Annotated in this window: 17 protein-coding genes; 10 read left to right on the plus strand and 7 right to left on the minus strand. The window is 66.1% G+C overall.

Features of this window, described 5'->3' with window-relative positions:
• Positions 1-16: 16 nt before the first annotated feature.
• Entirely contained in the window at positions 17-1,216 is a 1,200-nt protein-coding gene (locus tag ACQ4N9_RS24870) for an aromatic amino acid transaminase (protein WP_390970893.1), read from the minus strand.
• A 181-nt stretch (positions 1,217-1,397) separates the two neighbouring features.
• Positions 1,398-2,423, minus strand: a complete 1,026-nt coding sequence (locus ACQ4N9_RS24875; protein ID WP_390970891.1) for an Ldh family oxidoreductase — start codon at positions 2,421-2,423, stop codon at positions 1,398-1,400.
• Positions 2,424-2,565: 142 nt separating this feature from the next.
• On the opposite strand from ACQ4N9_RS24875, the gene ACQ4N9_RS24880 reads away from it, so the two are divergent.
• From ACQ4N9_RS24880 to ACQ4N9_RS24905, 6 genes are all read left to right on the plus strand, one after another.
• Positions 2,566-3,441 carry a MurR/RpiR family transcriptional regulator gene (locus tag ACQ4N9_RS24880; protein ID WP_390970890.1) on the plus strand — a complete coding sequence of 292 codons (876 nt, stop codon included), beginning with the start codon at positions 2,566-2,568 and terminating at the stop codon, positions 3,439-3,441.
• Positions 3,442-3,467: 26 nt separating this feature from the next.
• Positions 3,468-4,220: a transporter substrate-binding domain-containing protein gene (locus tag ACQ4N9_RS24885; RefSeq protein ID WP_125464243.1), complete on the plus strand. Its 753-nt coding sequence runs from the start codon at positions 3,468-3,470 to the stop codon at positions 4,218-4,220.
• 194 nt (positions 4,221-4,414) lie between these two features.
• Positions 4,415-5,134 carry an ABC transporter permease gene (locus ACQ4N9_RS24890; protein WP_125464244.1) on the plus strand — a complete coding sequence of 240 codons (720 nt, stop codon included), beginning with the start codon at positions 4,415-4,417 and terminating at the stop codon, positions 5,132-5,134.
• On the plus strand, positions 5,131-5,841 hold the full coding sequence (locus ACQ4N9_RS24895) for an ABC transporter permease (protein WP_323833435.1): 711 nt from the start codon (positions 5,131-5,133) through the stop codon (positions 5,839-5,841). The genes ACQ4N9_RS24890 and ACQ4N9_RS24895 overlap by 4 nt, the downstream gene beginning before the upstream one ends.
• Before the next feature lie 16 nt (positions 5,842-5,857).
• Positions 5,858-7,102, plus strand: coding sequence for an FAD-dependent oxidoreductase (locus ACQ4N9_RS24900; RefSeq protein ID WP_390970889.1), 1,245 nt, complete (start codon positions 5,858-5,860; stop codon positions 7,100-7,102).
• Positions 7,103-7,126: 24 nt separating this feature from the next.
• Entirely contained in the window at positions 7,127-7,918 is a 792-nt protein-coding gene (locus tag ACQ4N9_RS24905) for an amino acid ABC transporter ATP-binding protein (protein ID WP_309474893.1), read from the plus strand.
• Positions 7,919-7,948: 30 nt separating this feature from the next.
• Here the strand turns inward: ACQ4N9_RS24905 and ACQ4N9_RS24910 are convergent, their stop codons facing one another.
• The 3 genes from ACQ4N9_RS24910 to ACQ4N9_RS24920 form a co-directional block, all read right to left on the minus strand.
• Entirely contained in the window at positions 7,949-10,051 is a 2,103-nt protein-coding gene (locus ACQ4N9_RS24910) for a putative bifunctional diguanylate cyclase/phosphodiesterase (RefSeq protein ID WP_390970886.1), read from the minus strand.
• 125 nt (positions 10,052-10,176) lie between these two features.
• Positions 10,177-10,677, minus strand: coding sequence for a GNAT family N-acetyltransferase (locus tag ACQ4N9_RS24915; protein WP_258704388.1), 501 nt, complete (start codon positions 10,675-10,677; stop codon positions 10,177-10,179).
• Positions 10,678-10,813: 136 nt separating this feature from the next.
• Entirely contained in the window at positions 10,814-11,227 is a 414-nt protein-coding gene (locus ACQ4N9_RS24920) for a RidA family protein (protein WP_390970884.1), read from the minus strand.
• A gap of 558 nt (positions 11,228-11,785) precedes the next feature.
• Here ACQ4N9_RS24920 and ACQ4N9_RS24925 point away from each other — a divergent pair.
• Positions 11,786-12,796 carry a GlxA family transcriptional regulator gene (locus tag ACQ4N9_RS24925; RefSeq protein WP_390970883.1) on the plus strand — a complete coding sequence of 337 codons (1,011 nt, stop codon included), beginning with the start codon at positions 11,786-11,788 and terminating at the stop codon, positions 12,794-12,796.
• A gap of 4 nt (positions 12,797-12,800) precedes the next feature.
• On the opposite strand, the gene ACQ4N9_RS24930 is transcribed toward ACQ4N9_RS24925, so the two are convergent.
• Positions 12,801-13,355 carry a thioredoxin family protein gene (locus tag ACQ4N9_RS24930; RefSeq protein ID WP_390970881.1) on the minus strand — a complete coding sequence of 185 codons (555 nt, stop codon included), beginning with the start codon at positions 13,353-13,355 and terminating at the stop codon, positions 12,801-12,803.
• Complete coding sequence (locus tag ACQ4N9_RS24935) at positions 13,345-13,620, minus strand: DUF2790 domain-containing protein (RefSeq protein ID WP_390970879.1); 276 nt, start codon at positions 13,618-13,620, stop codon at positions 13,345-13,347. The genes ACQ4N9_RS24930 and ACQ4N9_RS24935 overlap by 11 nt, the downstream gene beginning before the upstream one ends.
• A 218-nt stretch (positions 13,621-13,838) precedes the next feature.
• Between ACQ4N9_RS24935 and ACQ4N9_RS24940 the strand changes: the two genes are divergently transcribed.
• The 3 genes from ACQ4N9_RS24940 (at position 13,839) to ACQ4N9_RS24950 (ending at position 16,607) form a co-directional block, all read left to right on the plus strand.
• Entirely contained in the window at positions 13,839-14,579 is a 741-nt protein-coding gene (locus tag ACQ4N9_RS24940; RefSeq protein WP_110994426.1) for a response regulator, read from the plus strand.
• Positions 14,576-15,862 carry a sensor histidine kinase gene (locus ACQ4N9_RS24945; RefSeq protein ID WP_390970877.1) on the plus strand — a complete coding sequence of 429 codons (1,287 nt, stop codon included), beginning with the start codon at positions 14,576-14,578 and terminating at the stop codon, positions 15,860-15,862. The genes ACQ4N9_RS24940 and ACQ4N9_RS24945 overlap by 4 nt, the downstream gene beginning before the upstream one ends.
• A gap of 256 nt (positions 15,863-16,118) precedes the next feature.
• Complete coding sequence (locus tag ACQ4N9_RS24950) at positions 16,119-16,607, plus strand: HvfX family Cu-binding RiPP maturation protein (RefSeq protein ID WP_390970875.1); 489 nt, start codon at positions 16,119-16,121, stop codon at positions 16,605-16,607.
• The last annotated feature ends 62 nt before the right edge of the window (positions 16,608-16,669 follow it).

The following is a 16,669-nucleotide window of genomic DNA, read 5'->3' on the forward strand; positions in this document are numbered from 1 at the left end:
GATTAGGCCGATTCGCTCAGCCCTTGTGCACCGCCGCAAACGCCTCGGCCACCTGGCGCAGGTTGGCCGGACGCAGCCCGGACATGCACACCCGGCCGCTGTCGATCAGGTACACGCCGAACTCGTCACGCAGGCGACGCACCTGCTCGACGCTGAAGCCGGTGTAGCTGAACATGCCGCGCTGGCGCAGGAAGAACTGGAAGTCCTGGCCCGGCAGCAGCTCGCCGAGCAGGTCGACCAGGCGTTGGCGCATGTCGAGGATACGCTTGCGCATCACTTCCACTTCCGCCGCCCACTGGGCATTGAGTGCGGCATCGCCGAGCACGCCGGCCACCAGCTGGGCGCCGAACGCGGGCGGGCTGGAGTAGTTGCGGCGCACGGTGGCCTTGAGCTGGCCGAGCACGCTGACTGCGGTGGCGGCGTCGTCACAGACCACCGACAGGCCCCCTACCCGCTCGCCGTACAGCGAGAAGATCTTCGAGAACGAGTTGCTGACCAGGCACGGCACGCCGGCACGGGCCATTTCGCGGATGGCGTAGGCATCCTCGACCAGGCCTTCGCCGAAGCCCTGGTAGGCGATGTCGAGGAACGGGATCAGCTGACGTGCCTTGACCACTTCGACCACTTGCTGCCACTGGCTCTGGTCCAGGTCGACGCCGGTGGGGTTGTGGCAGCACGGGTGCAGCAGTACCACGCTGTTGGCCGGCAGGGTCTGCAGGGTCGCCAGCATGCCGGCGAAGTCGACGCCACGGCTGGCCGAATCGAAGTACGGGTAGGTATGCACCTTGAAGCCCGCGCCTTCGAAGATCGCCCGGTGGTTGTCCCAGGTCGGGTTGCTGACCCAGACTTCCGAGCCCGGGAAGTAGCGCTTGAGGAAGTCGGCGCCGACTTTCAGCGCACCGGAACCGCCCACGGTCTGCACCGTGGCCACGCGGCCAGCGGCCACGGCCGGGTGATCGCTGCCGAACAGCAGCGCCTGTATCGCCTGGCGGTAGGCGGCCAGGCCTTCCATCGGCAGGTACAGCGACGCTTCATGGGGCTGGCCGGCCAGGCGCTTCTCGACCTCACCCACCGCCGCCAGCTGCGGCACCACGCCGGCTTCGTCGTAGTACAGGCCGATACTCAGGTTGACCTTGTCGGCGCGCGGGTCGGCCTTGAAGGTTTCCATCAGCGAGAGGATCGGGTCGCCGGCATAGGCATCGACATGTTTGAACACAGCGTGCAGCTCCTTGGAAATCAGGACAGTTCAGAAAAGGCTGCAGCGAGGATACCCGCAGACAGGCTTCAGGAACATCACTGATGTGCAAGGGGCTGGATGCGCCGTTGCACACACTGGCCCCTGTGGGAGCGGGCAAGCCCGCTCCCACAGGGATCGCGCCAGCTTGGAAAATTCCGTTTCAGCCAGCCAGTTCCTTCAAACCGGCCAACTCCTGGTCGGTCAACGCCACTCCTTCCCTGCCCGCCACTTCACGCTCGCGATAGCGACGCTCACCCGGCATGCGCGACAGCCCCACCGCCTGCATCTGCTCCACCAGTTCACGGCTGCGCTGGGCAAAGCGCTCGCCTTCGGCCTTGCTCGGGTCGATCACGATGATCAGTTGCCCGGTCCACGGCGTCTTCGCTCCCGGGTGCCCGGACCAGTCGAATTCCCAGGAGAAGTGGCCACCGGTCAGCGCCGCCGCCAGCAACTCGACCATCATCGACAGCGCCGAACCCTTGTGCCCGCCGAATGGCAGCAGCGCACCGCCTTCGAGAATGGCCTTGGGATCGGTGGTGGGCTGCCCGCTTGCATCCACGCCCATGCCTTCAGGCAATTGCTGGCCGGCACGGGCGGCAATCTGCACGTCACCGTGGGCCATGGCGCTGGTGGCCATGTCGAACACGATCGGATCGTGCCCGGCGCACGGCGCGGCAAAGGCGATGGGGTTGGTGCCGAACAACGGCTTGCGCGCACCGTGGGGCACCACGCAGGTCATGCTGTTGACCACGCTCAAAGCCACCAGGCCTTCATCGGCGAACGGCTCGACATCCGGCCACAGGGCGGCGAAATGGTGCGAATTGTGGATCGCCAGCACGGCGATGCCGGCGCTGCGGGCCTTCTCCACCAGCAGCGCGCGCGCCGCCGCCAGGGCCGGCTGGGCAAAGCCGCCGCCGGCATCGACCCGCACATAGCCCGACGCCACGTCGCTCACCTGCGGCACGACCGTGCCGTCGACCCAGCCGCTGGCCAGGGTCGAGACGTAACCGGGAATGCGGAACACACCATGGCTGTGGGCGCCATCGCGCTGGGCGCTGGCGCAGTTATGGGCGAGCACGGCGGCCACCGCTGCGCTGCAGCCATGGCGTTGGAGGATCGCTTGCAACAGCGCCTGCAGCTCGGCAAAGGGCACGCGCACGGCAGGGCTGGTGGACGGTGCGGACATCTGAAGCTCCTTTCTTGGTATTGGAATGGCTACAGCGCAACGCCCTGACTTTCCCGTGAATGACAGCTATCTGTCAAATATTGACTTGATGACAGAAAACAGCCATTTTCTTTCCCACGCCAGAAATCAGCCGGAGCGCTTCATGAGCCAATCGATCAAGCAACGCCTGGAAAGCAGCCTCGACAGCGCTGCCGCCTCTGGCCGCAAGATCGCCAGCTACATGCTCGCCAACCTGCACGAGCTGCCGTTCCAGACGTCGGCGAGCATCGCCGCCAAGCTGGACGTCAGCGAATCGAGTGTCGGCCGCTTCTGCCGTGCGCTGGGCTACGCCCACCTCAAGGCGCTCAAGCAGGACTTGCAGAACGACCTCGGTGATGGCCCCTGGCTGGTGGGTGATCGCCTGCAGGAGTTTCGCCAGCAACCCGAAGATGGCCGCGAACACGCCGGCAGCCTGGAGCTGGAAATGGCCGCCCTGGTCCGTGTGCACGAATACAGCCGCAGCGAGGCCTGGCGCCAGGTGGCTCGCCGCCTGGCAGATAAACCCCTGGTGTTCATCGCCGGCTTCCAGACCGAGCGCGGCATTGCCCTGTGCATGACCCACCTGCTGCAGTACCTGCGCAATGGCGTGCACTGCGTGGATGGCAGCGCCGGCCACTTCGGCGAGGTGCTGCTGGGCAAGCCCGAAGACCTCACCCTGGTGGTGTTCGAGGCCCGCCGCTACTCGCGCCACGCCCTGCAGCTGTGCCAGAAGGCCCGCGCCCTGGGCATCCCGGTGACGCTGGTCACCGACACCTTCTGTGATTGGGCCGATGCCAACGCCGACGAGGTGTTCCGCATCCCCACCGAATTCAATCTGTTCTGGGACTCCACGGCGGCGATGCTGTCGTGGGTGCACCTGATGGTCAACGAGGTCTGCAAGAAGCTCGGGCCGGATGTTGAAAAACGCTTGGAAGCAACTGCCGCTCTACATAACGAGTTCGTCGGCTACACCTCGTGGCCGGCGGGCAAACAACAATAGCAAGAGTGTTGGTACAGAGGTGCGAGATGAAAAGATCCATGGCTGTGGTGGGTGCATGCGCCCTGCTGCTGGCGGGCGCCGCCAGCGCCGAAACCCTGCGCTTTGCCACCGAAGGCGCCTACCCGCCCTTCAACTATGTCGATGCCGATAACAAGCTGCATGGCTTCGACATCGACATCACCCACGCTCTGTGCGAGCAGATGAAGGTCGAGTGCACCCTGGTGGCGCAGGACTGGGAAGGCATCATCCCGGCCCTGATGGCACGCAAGTACGACGCCGTGGTGGCGTCGATGATCGACACCGAAGAACGACGCAAGAAGATCGCCTTCACCGACCACTACTACCGCACCCCGCTGACCGTGGCCGTGGCCAAGGACAGCAAGATCACCGACGCGCAGACCGACTTCGTCGGCTACACCGTCGGCGCCCAGTCCTCCTCCACCCAGGCGATCTACGCCGAAGACGTGTACGGCAAGGCCGGCGCCGACGTGAAGCTGTACCCGACCATGGACGAAGCCAACGCCGACCTTGCCGCCGGGCGCCTGGACGGGGTGATCGCCGACAAGTTCCCGCTGCACGAGTGGCTGAACAAGAACGGCCAGGACTGCTGCAAGATCCTCGGCGACGTCAAGGACACCAAGGCCGATGCGGCGATTGCCGTGCGCAAGGACGACGAGGCGCTGCGCACACGGTTGAATGCGGCCCTGGCGGCGATCGTGGCCAATGGCACGTACCAGAAGATCGCCAGCAAGTACTTTGCCTTCGATATCTATAACTGATGTGGCGTTGAGAGCAGCTTGGGGCGGTTCATGCATCTGCTGACTGCCCCGGCCCTATCGCTGGCAAGCCAGCTCCCACAGGGATAAGCACACACTCTGTGGGAGCTGGCTTGCCAGCGATAGGGCCAGCCGGAGCAACTCCACAGTCGAGGATGCCCCGCAAGCCAAACCCAACCGAACTGGGGACTCCACCCATGCTCGATCAACTGTCTCTACTGTCCTTCGCCAGCGGCGGCTGGGGCCAGGCGCTGCTGGCCGGCGCCCTGGTGACCGTGTCGCTGGCCCTCGCCTGCCTGCCCGTCGGCCTGCCGCTGGGGCTGCTGGTGGCCCTGGCCGCACGTTCGCGCAAACGCCTGCCACGGGCCTGGGCCACCACCTTCTCCACGGTGTTCCGCGGCCTGCCCGAACTGCTCACCCTGCTGATCATCTACTACGGCTGCCAGATCGCCGCGCAGAAGATCCTTGCCGCCCTGGGCTACCCGGGCGAGGTGCTGATCAACACCTTCCTCGCCGCCATGGTCGCCTTCAGCCTGGTGTTCGCCGCGTTTTCCAGCGAAATCTGGCTGATGGCCTTCAAGACCCTGCCCAAGGGCCAGCTGGAAGCCTGCTCGGCCCTGGGCCTGAGCAAGCGCACCGGGTTCTTCAAGGTGGTGCTGCCGCAGCTCACGCGCATCGCCCTGCCGGGGCTTTCGAACAACTGGCTGAGCCTGCTCAAGGACACCTCGCTGGTGTCGACCATCTCGCTGATCGACCTGATGCGCCAGACTAACCTGGCGGTCAGCGTGACCAAGGAGCCGATGTTCTTCTACGGCGTGGCCTGCCTGATCTACCTGCTGTTCTCGGCAGTCTCGGGCCGGGTCTTCGCCTTGCTTGAAAAACGCAGCAACCGCCACCTGCAAGGAGCCCGCACATGAGCCTCGAACAACTGCTGGCCTACGTGCTCGACCCGGACCTGCTGGAGCGCTACGGCCCTCGCTTCGTCGACGGCCTGCTGGTCACCGCCAAGCTGGTGGCGATCTCGTTCACCCTGGGCGCACTGCTGGGCATGCTGCTGGCCCTGGCGCGGATGTCGCGCAGCCTCGTGCTGCAGCGCCTGGCCGCCGGCTACGTGTACTTCTTCCGCGGTTCGCCACTGCTGGCCCAGCTGTTCCTGCTGTACTACGGGCTGGGCTCGCTCAAGGGTTTCTGGCAGGACGTCGGGCTGTGGTGGTTCTTCCGCGAGGCATGGTACTGCGCCCTGCTCGCCTTCACCCTGAACACCGCGGCCTACCAGGCGGAGATCTTCCGCGCCAGCCTGCTGGCCATCGCCCCGGGGCAGTACGAGGCGGCCAAGGCGCTCAACCTCAAGCGCTCGACCACCTTCTTCAAGGTGATCCTGCCGCAATCGCTGCTGGTGGCCATCGGCCCGCTGGGCAACGAGCTGATCATGATGATCAAGGCCAGCGCCATCGCCTCGCTGGTGACCATCTTCGACCTGATGGGGGTGACCAAGCTGGCCTTCTCGCGCAGCTTCGACTTCCAGATCTACCTGTGGGCGGCGGTGCTCTACCTGCTGATCGTCGAGATCGTCCGGCGCACCCTGAAACACCTGGAGGCCCGCCTGGGCCGCCACCTGAACTGATTGAAGGATACGTTCCATGCATTGCCAAACCATCGTTCTGGGCGCCGGTATCGTCGGCGTCAGCACCGCGCTGCACCTGCAGGCGCGCGGCCGCCAGGTGATCCTCATCGACCGCGACGAGCCGGGCAGCGGCACCAGCCACGGCAACGCCGGGCTGATCGAGCGCTCCAGCGTGATCCCCTATGCCTTCCCCCGGCAGTTCGGCGCGCTGCTGCGCTACGGCCTCAATCGCCAGCCCGATGTGCGCTACAGCCTGCTGCATTTGCCGAAGGCCGCGCCCTGGCTGCTGCGCTACTGGCAGCAATCGGCGCCGGGCCGCGTGGCCGAAGCCGCGGCGGACATGCTGCCGCTGGTGCAGCGCTGCGTCGAGGAGCACGACGCCCTGATCGAGGCCGCCGGGCTGCAAGGCCTGGTGCAGGCCAAGGGCTGGATCGAGGTATACCGCGACAGCGCGCTGTTCGAGCAGGCCAAGCAGGATGTGCTGGGCCTGGCGCGCTATGGCCTGAAATACGAATTCCTCGACCGTGGGCAACTGCAAGCCCGCGAGCAGGGGCTCGACGGCGGCGTGGTCGGCGGCATCCACTGGCTCGACCCGAAGACCGTGAGCAACCCCGGCGGCCTCACCCGTGGCTATGCCGCACTGTTCGTCCAGCGTGGCGGCCAGTTCCTGCATGGCGACGCCCGCACCCTGCAACGCAGCGAAGGCGGCTGGCAGGTCGACACCCAGCGCGGCGCGGTCACTGCCGACGAAGTCGTGGCCTGCCTCGGCCCGCAATCCGGGGAGCTCTATGAGCGCCTGGGTTACCACTTCCCGCTGGGGATCAAGCGCGGCTACCACATGCACTACGGCACCCGCGACGGCGCTCCACTGCAGCACTCGGTCTGCGACACCCAGGGCGGCTACGTATTGGCGCCGATGGCCCGGGGCGTGCGCCTGACCACCGGCATCGAGTTCGCCGCCAGCGACGCCCCCGGCAACGAGATCCAGCTGCGCCGCTGCGAAGCCCTGGCGCGCAAACTGTTCCCGGCCCTGGGTGAACGGCTGGACGACAAGCCCTGGCTGGGCCGCCGCCCGTGCCTGCCGGACATGCGCCCGGTGATCGGCCCGGCACCTCGGCACCAGGGCCTGTGGTTCAACTTCGGCCACGCCCACCACGGCCTCACCCTGGGCCCGGTCAGCGGCCGCCTGCTGGCCGAGCTGATGACCGGCGAACGCCCTTTCACCGACCCTGCGCCCTACAGCGCCGCACGCTTCGACTGAACCCTGAGCGGGAGAACAATAACGATGTCCGCACCTTCCAGTCTTGCCAGCCTTGCCACTCCACAACCCACGCCCGACCTGCGCCCGGAGCTGATCCGCATCGAGGGCCTGAACAAGCACTACGGCGCGTTTCACGTACTGCACGATATCGACCTGTCGGTGCGCGAAGGCGAGCGCATCGTGCTGTGCGGCCCGTCGGGCTCGGGTAAATCGACGCTGATCCGCTGCATCAACCGCCTGGAGATCGCCCAGCAGGGCAGCATCCAGGTGGCCGGCATCGACGTGGCCGGCACCGACCGTAAAGCCACCCAGATACGCAGCGAAATCGGCATGGTGTTCCAGCACTTCAACCTGTTCCCGCACATGAGCGTGCTCGACAACTGCCTGCTGGCGCCCACCAGCGTGCGCGGCCTGTCGCGCAAGGACGCCGAGGAACGGGCGCGCATGTACCTGGCCAAGGTCGGCATCGAGAACCAGGCGCACAAGTACCCCAGCCAGCTCTCCGGCGGCCAGCAACAGCGCGTGGCCATCGCCCGGGCGCTGTGCATGAAGCCGCGGATCATGCTGTTCGACGAACCCACCTCGGCGCTCGACCCGGAGATGGTCGCCGAGGTGCTGGACGTGCTGGTGCAGCTGGCCGGCACCGGCATGACCATGCTCTGCGTCACCCACGAAATGGGCTTCGCCCGCCAGGTGGCCGAGCGCGTGCTGTTCCTTGAAGGCGGGCAGATCATCGAGGACAGCCCGCCCGAGCTGTTCTTCGGCCAGCCACGCACGGCCCGGGCGCAGGCGTTCCTCAAGCAGATCCTGCACTGAGCCCGTTGGCGCGGGGCAAGCCCGCGCCGCTTACTGGCCGGCCGGCGTGAGTTGTTTGAGGCGCTCGCTGGCCGGCGCCGGGCGCCCGTACAGATAACCTTGGAAGTGCGAGCAACCTTCGGCCATCAGCCGCTGCATCTGTTCTTCCGACTCCACCCCTTCAGCCGTGGTCTTGATCATCAGGCTGTTGGACAGCTCGGTGATGGCGCGGATGATCGACATCGCCTCGCGGCTGTCGCACATGTCGTGGACGAACGACTTGTCGATCTTGATCCGGTCGAACGGGAACGAGCGCAGGTAACCCAGCGACGAGTAGCCGGTGCCGAAGTCGTCCAGGGAAATCGACACCCCCAGGTCCTTCAGTGCCCTTAAGGTGCGCACGTTTTCCTCGCTGTTGCCCAGCAGCACCGACTCGGTGATTTCCAGCTCCAGGCGCGTGGCCGGCAGCCCCGAGTCGGCCAGGGCCAGGGCCACGGTGTGGACCAGGTTGGCGTTCTTGAACTGCACCGGCGAGAGGTTGACCGACACCGTCTGCTCGGTGCCCCAGCTTGCCGCTTCCTGGCAGGCCAGGTTGAGCGCGCGAACACCGAGTTCGTGGATCAACCCGGTCTCTTCGGCAATCGGAATGAAGTCCATGGGCATGATCATGCCGCGCACCGGGTGCTCCCAGCGCAGCAGCGCCTCGTAGCCGGTGACGCTGTTGCTCTGCTGGTCGACCACGGCCTGGTAGTGCAGTTGCAGCTGGCCCAGGTGCAAGGCCGTGCGCAGGTCGGTCTCCACCAGGCGGCGCTGGCGGGCAGCCACGTCCAGCTCGACATGGAAGCTCTCGAAACGGTTGCGGCCATTGCGCTTGGCCTCGTACAGGGCCATGTCGGCGTAACCGAGCAGTTGTTCGGCGTTGTCGTGGTCATCGGGCGCGATCGCCACGCCGATGCTCACCCCCACGCTGAACTGATGGCCCTCGATATGGAACGGCGGGCTGATGGCATCGATCAGGCGCTGCGCGGTGTTGCGCGCGGCCTCGCGGTTGTCCAGGCCGACCAGCACCACGGCAAACTCGTCACCGCCGAGGCGCGCCAGGGTGTCGTGCTCGCGCAGCTCGCGGCGCAGGCGCTTGCCGAGGGCGCGCAGCAACTTGTCGCCGAAGGCGTGGCCAAGGGTGTCGTTGATGTTCTTGAAGTTGTCCAGGTCCAGGCACAGGGTGGCGGTCAGCTTGCCGCTGTCCTCGCCGCGCACCAGGGCCTGCTTGAGCCGTTCATGGAACAGCGTGCGGTTGGGCAACCCGGTCAGCGCGTCATGGTGGGCCATGTGGTGAATCTGGGCGTGGGCAGCCAGTTCCTCGGTGGCATCCTCGGCCACGTACAGCACGTAGTCGCCCTGCCCGGCGCGACCCTCGCAGCGCAGGGTGCGGCTGCGCAGGGTACGCGGGCCGCTGGCGGTGTCGACGCGGGTTTCGGCAACATAACCCTTGCTGCTGCGCGCGCCGCGGGCCAGTTGCTGCTCCAGGTACTCCGCCGCCTCCGGGGCCAGGCCCTGCCCGGGCAACTGGCCGACCAGGCTGACGCCCTGGCCACCGAACAGGCGCTCGGCCTGGGGGTTGGCCAGCAGGATCTGCTCGCTGGCCAGGTCCTGCACGATGACACTGGCCGGGATATTGCCGATCACCGAGTCGAGGAACTGCGACAGGGTCGTCATTTCCTGGCTGTATTGCTCGGCCAGTTCCTTGGCCTTGAGCAGTTCCAGCTCCTGCTGGCGGCGCTCGGACATATCGCGGGTGATCTTGGCAAAGCCGATCAACTGGCCGCTGCCTTCGTCGAGGATCGGCTCGATCACCACGCTGGTCCAGAAGTGCGAACCGTCCTTGCGCTGGCGCAAGCCGTCTGCCTGGAAGCGCCCGGCTTCCAGTGCGGTTGCCAGGCTCAAGGCCGGCAGACCGGCATCGCGGTCGGCGTCGGTGTAGAACACCGAGAAATGCTGGCCAACGATTTCCTCGGCGTGGTAGCCCTTGGCCCGCTGCGCCCCCGGATTCCAGCTGGCGACGACACCCTCGGGGGTCAGCAGGTAGATGGCGTAGTCGACTACGCTCTGGATCAACAGGCGGGACAGGGTCTCTGGGCTTGCAGCTAGCGGCATGGGATTTACCTGAGCAAGGAAGCTTCCGGACTTCGCGTCAGACCAGTCCGAAAATACGAATTACTGGCATTATGCCGCCAGACGAACGGTTTTTGTGAAGTGCGTCACAAAAAAATCGCGCGTACTCAATGGCGGTACGGTGTGACCAGAAAATTGCGCAACTGCGGTTCGTCGTCCAGCGCGATCTCGCGTACCGGGCGCGGCAGGTCGGCCAGCACGGCCTGGCAGAAGCTCATGGCCGGGGCATCCCCGGCATAGCAACGCAGCAGCCAGTCGACCCGGCCGTCGCTCAGCAACTGCAGGGCCACGGCACGGCCTACTCCCTGGCGCCGATAGCGCTTGAGGATGAACAGGTCGGCCAGCTCCAGTGCATCGATGCCCGGCAGTTCGCTGCGCTCGACCAGCACGAAGCCGGCGATGAAGCCATCCACCAGGACCAGGTGGGCGGCCCAGCCGGGGGACTGCCAGTAGCGCTCGAAGTGCGGCTCGTGGAGGTAGAAGCGCCCGTCCACCTCGACATCCTCCTGCTCCCAGTCGGACGATTCGTAGGCATAGAACTGGTAGAGGTTGCGCACCAGATCGGCCTGCTCGGGGCCGGTCTGCAGCAGTTCGATGGGGGTGGGCATCAAGGGCGCTCGGGCAGTGAGGAAGCGCGATTCTAGCGCCAAGCTGGCAACTGCACAGTACCCTGTGGCAGCAACTTTCTTGCGTTGCTCGCGCCGGCCTCATCGCCGGCAAGCCGGCGATGAGGCCAGTGAGCCACTAACTCAGCGCTGCCACCGCATCGATTTCCACCAGCATGCCGTCCAGCGCCAGCCGCGGTACCGGGATCAATGTGCAGGTCGGGGTCATGTTGCCATCCCAGGCGCGGGTCGCTGCGGCCACCCATTGCTGCAGCCGGGTTTCGCTGTGGTCCGCCACCAGCAGGGTGAGCTTGAACACGTCCTGCAGGCTGGCACCTTTGGAAGCCAGGGCGATCTTGAGGTTGATCAGCGCCTGACGCACCTGCTCGTCGAACTGTGGCGACAGCGCGCCATCCAGGCCCTCGCCGCCCTGCCCGGCCACATACACCAGGCGACTGCCGGCGCGTACTTCGGCGACATGGGAATAGGCGTTGGCGCTGGGGTCGTAGAGGCCTTCGGGGTTGGACAGGGTAAAAGCCTTTGGTTGGGGCATGGGCACGCTCCATCGTGGGAAGAGCGGGCGAGTATCAGACCTCAGGTTTGGTTGAGGTCAAGTAGGGGCGCGACTCTGTCTGTGGGCAGTGAAGGCTGCGAGGTGTCCGGCGGAGGTTTTGCAGCGCCTATGAGATCGAGCGCCGCCCGCGCGGCGCATCGCTGGCAAGCCAGCTCCCACATTTGTTTCGGGCCAATTATGCCTGTGAGGGTACCGCTGCCCGCCTTGGTGCATGTCTAAAGTCAGGCGCAGGGCCTTCAGCGCCCACTTCGAAATCGAGTCGGGCCAACAAGGCGTACAGCGATGTAGTCACAGGAGTGACTGGCCCGAAACAGATGTGGGAGCTGGCTTGCCAGCGATGCGCCGCGCGGGCGGCGCTCGATCTGATAGGCGCTGCAAACCTGTCGCCTTACACCTGGCTGCCCAAACACCATTCCAAGACATGCACCTGGCTGCCCACCCACCCTTCCATGACATACACCCCGCGCCCGCCCCCAGTTGTCTTTACCCGCCACACCCCGCACACTCACTGCCGCCAGCCAGGAAGCGGAGTCCGCAGTGCCCACGCCACGCCAGTTCAGCAAGAAAACCAGCACCAGCAACATGCTGCGGCTCAAGACCAGCGACGGCAGCGCCCAGCGGCCTTACCGAGTCGACTTTGTCCTGCTCGAACATTTCTCCATGGCCAGCTTCACCGTGGCCATGGACGTGCTGGTCACCGCCAACCTGCTGCGCGCCGACAGTTTTGCCTTCACCCCCCTGTCGCTGGGCGGCGGTGACCGGGTGCTCAGCGACCTGGGCCTGGAGCTGGTGGCCAGCCCGCTGGTCCCGACCGAACTGCACGACCTCGACCTGCTGGTGATCTGCGGCGGCCTGCGCACCCCGCTCAAATACCCGAGCCTCGACCGCCTGCTCGGCGACTGCGCCGCCCACGGCATGACCCTGGGCGGGCTGTGGAACGGGGCCTGGTTCCTCGGCCGCGCCGGGGTGCTCGACGACTACGGTTGCAGCGTTCACCCCGAGCAGCGCGCCAGCCTCAGCGAATGCAGCCCGCAAACCCGCATCACCCCGGCCAGCTTCACCCTCGACCGTGACCGCCTCAGCGCCGCCAGCCCCAACGGCGCCATGGAACTGATGCTCGGCCTGGTCCGCCGGCTGTACGGCGATGCCCTGGCCGAGGGCGTGGAAGAGATCCTGTCGTTCTCCGGGGCGCGCTATCGCCAGGTCGGCCCGGGGGCGAAGAAGTCCATGAGCCTGCACCTGCGCACCATCGTCGAGCTGATGGAAAACAACCTCGAGGAAACCCTGAGCCTCGACCAACTGGCCGCCTACTCCGGGCGCTCGCGGCGGCAGATCGACCGGCTGTTCCAGGCCCAGCTCGGCACCTCGCCACGGCGCTACTACATGGAGCTGCGCATCACCAAGAGCCGGCGCCTGCTGCAATATTCCGACCTTTCGGTGATGGAAGTGGCGGTAGCTTGCGGGTTTGTCTCGGTGTCGCACTTCAGCAAGTGCTATGCGGCGTACTTTGGCTACCCACCGTCACGCGAGCAGCGCCTGGGCGAGTAAGCCGCTAGCCCGGCTCATCGAGCAGCTGCCTTATGACACGCTCCTGCCCGTCGTAATCGCCCTCGCCGAAATGCACATGCCGCACCTGCCCCTTGCGATCGACAAAGTAGTGCGCGGGCCAGAACTGGTTACCCCAGGCATTCCAGATCCGATAGTCGTTGTCCACCGCCACCGGATAGCCGATATCCAACCGCTTGACCTGCTCGCGCAGGCTGGCGAGATCGTGCTCGTAGTCGTACTCCGGCGTGTGCACCCCGACCACCACCAGCCCCTGGTCGGCATAGCGCCGCGCCCAGTCGTTGACGTGGGGCAGGCTGCGCCGGCAGTTGATGCAGTCGTAGGTCCAGAAATCCACCAGCACCACCTTGCCCTTGAGCTGCTGCCCCTCCAGCGGTGGTGAGTTCAGCCACTGCTCGGCGCCGGCCAGCGACGGCATCGGGCCGTAGCTGTCGCGTGCCAGCAGGTGGCCGGCCAGCCCCAGCCCGACCAGGGCCAGGGCCACGCCGCCGGCCTTGAGCAGGCGACGTTTGCTCCCTTTACCGCGCGGATCAGTTGTCATGGCAGCTGCTGGTGGCATAAGTGCGGTACTCGACGCTTTGCGGCTTGCCGTTGGAATCGAGGTAGTCCATGCGGGTGTTGACCAGGCCACAGCCAGTGCGCTGGTCATCTTTTACCGACAGGACTTTCTTGATGTCCAGATGGTCCCCGTAGCGATAGTGCATCACGCTGGCGTCGTTCATCGAGGTGCTGCTGGCCTGGGCGGTGATGGCACCCAGGCCAAGGATGGCGAACAGGGCAGCGCTGGTAAAAGTCTTGAGGGTCATGGCATCTCTCCTGGTGCAGCTTCTTGGGTGGGGAGGCATTGCTCCCCGGTCGAGAGCCATTTCAGCGCTGCCAGGTATCGCGCTTGTGTCCGCCCAGGCACCGATGTGCCTGCGCCTGTATCTGCAGCCGCGCCAGATACACTGCAATACAAACCGCCGCAGGCAAGGCCGAACGCGCTCTGTACACTGCGCCCACACCCAAGACAAGGACACCTCCGATGGAACACGTCGATCACATCCTGGTCGTTGACGACGACCGCGAGATCCGCGAACTGGTCGGCAACTACCTGAAGAAGAACGGCCTGCGCACCAGCATCGTCGCCGATGGCCGGCAGATGCGCGCCTTCCTGGAGAACAACGCCGTCGACCTGATCGTCCTCGACATCATGATGCCCGGGGACGACGGCCTGCTGCTGTGCCGCGAGCTGCGCGCCGGCAAGCACCGCAACACGCCGGTGCTGATGCTGACCGCGCGCAACGATGAAACCGACCGCATCATCGGCCTGGAAATGGGCGCCGACGACTACCTGACCAAGCCCTTCTCCGCCCGCGAGTTGCTGGCGCGGATCAACGCGGTGCTGCGCCGCACGCGCATGCTGCCGCCCAACCTGACCATCAGCGAAAGCAGCCGGCTGATCGCCTTCGGCCCCTGGCGCCTGGACACCACCTCGCGTCACCTGCTGGACGCCGAAGGGACGCTGGTGGCGCTGTCCGGCGCCGAATACCGGCTGCTGCGGGTATTCCTCGACCACCCGCAACGGGTGCTCAGCCGCGAACAACTGCTCAACCTCACCCAAGGCCGCGAGGCCGACATCTTCGACCGCTCCATCGACCTGCTGGTCAGCCGCCTGCGCCAGCGCCTGGGCGACGACGCCCGCGAGCCCACCTGCATCAAGACCGTGCGCAGCGAGGGCTATGTGTTCTCGCTGCCGGTGCAACTGCTGGAGTCGCCTGCATGAAATGGCCGCGCACCCTCGCCTCGCGCCTGGCGCTGATCTTCTTCACCGGGCTGGTGCTGGCCTACGGCCTGTCGTTCAGCCTGCAGGCGTATGAACGCTACGTCAGCAGCCGCTCGATGATGCTCAGCAACCTGGAGCTGGACGTGTCCACCTCGGTGGCCATCCTCGACCGCCTGCCCGCCGCCGAGCGCCCGGCCTGGCTGCCGCGCCTGGAGCGGCGCACCTACCGCTACCGCCTCGACGGCGGGCTGCCCGGCGAGGCCATGCCCAGTGCCGAAGCGCCCATGGCCGCCGAGTCGATCGTCAAGGCCATCGGTGATCGCTATCAGTTGACCTTCCTCGAGATCCCCGGCCCCAACGCGCACTTCCAGGCTCACCTGCGCCTGGCCGACGGCGCGCCCTTGACCATCGATGTGACCCCGGCGTCGGTGCCGGTGGCCACCTGGCTGCCGGTGGTGCTGCTGATCCAGCTGCTGGTGCTGCTGCTCTGCACCTGGCTGGCCGTACGCCTGGCCATCGGCCCGCTGACCCGCCTGGTGCAGGCGGTGGACAACCTCGACCCGAACCACCCCGGCCCGCTGCTGGACGAAAGCGGCCCGCGCGAGGTGCGCTACGCCGCCGTCGCCTTCAACGCGCTGCAGGCGCGTATCGCCGCCTACCTCAAGGAACGCATGCAACTGCTTGCGGCGATTTCCCATGACCTGCAAACGCCGATCACCCGCATGAAACTACGCGTCGAGCAGATGGACGACGGGCTGGAAAAAGACAAGCTGTGGCACGACCTCGATGCCATGGAACATCTGGTGCGCGAAGGCGTGGCCTACGCCCGCAGCATGGACAGCGGCACTGAGGCACCGTGCAAGGTCAACCTCGATGCCTTCCTCGACAGCCTGGTGTTCGACTACCAGGACAGCGGCGCCCGGGTTGAGCGCCGTGGCAGCACCCAGGCCACCCTGCAGGCGCGGCCCCACGCCCTGCGCCGGGTGCTGGTCAACCTGGTGGACAACGCCCTGAAATTTGCCGGTGCCGCCCAGCTTGAAGTCGACCATGAGGGCGGCGTGACGCTGATCCGGGTACTCGACGACGGCCCGGGCATCCCTGCGGCGGAGCTCGATGAAGTGCTCAAGCCGTTCTACCGGGTCGAGGGGTCGCGCAATCGCAGCACCGGCGGCACCGGACTGGGCCTGGCCATCGCCCATCAGCTGACCCAGGCCATGGGCGGCAGCCTTACCTTGCGCAACCGCGCAGAAGGCGGGCTGTGCGCGCAGATCGAGCTGCGCTGAGCGGTTCACCCGGCCTCGGGGCACAACTACCTTGGACTGCTTGCACTGGCCTCATCGCTGGCAAGCCAGCTCCCACAGGGTTAGCGCATGGCGCGGGCTGATGCGGTCGGCGTGGGAGCCGGCTTGCCGGCGATGAGGCCATAAAGGCAAACGCGACCTACAAACCGATACACAACCCCCAACCCGCCGACACACTGCAGATACCCCACCCGCACACACTCCCGGCCACGTCCCACTGATCCCAAGGAGTCCTGCCATGTTGACGCACACCCTGACCCGCCCGCTTACCGCCCTCGACCGCATCGGCAGTTGGGGCGCCGACGTGCCGCTTCGGCTATTCCTGGCCTGGGAGTTCTTCGAATCGGGGCTGGAAAAATTCAACGGGGCCAACTGGTTCGCCGACTTGCAGGGGAGCTTCCCGTTCCCCTTCGACCTGCTGCCGGCGGGCCTGAACTGGCAATTGTCGATGTGGGCCGAGCTGCTCTGCCCGCTGCTTCTGCTGTTGGGCCTGGGCACGCGACTGGCCAGCGCGGTGCTGGCGGTGGTGACACTGGTGGCGATTGCCACCGTGCATTGGCCGGCCGAGTGGTCAAGCCTTGCGGAGCTGGCCCAAGGCTATGCGATCAGCGACCAGGGGCATGGCAACTTCAAGCTGCCGCTGATCTACCTGGTGGCGCTGCTGCCGTTGCTGCTCAAAGGTTCGGGGCGCCTCAGCCTGGACCACTGGCTGTGGCGTCGGGCCTGACCCCACAAAAAAGGGCCCACGCTCGGTGAGCGTGGGCCCTGATGCCGGTCAGTCAAGCCAAT

The sequence above is a fragment of the Pseudomonas sp. ES1 genome, assembly GCF_050586605.1.
Lineage (GTDB): Bacteria > Pseudomonadota > Gammaproteobacteria > Pseudomonadales > Pseudomonadaceae > Aquipseudomonas > Aquipseudomonas sichuanensis.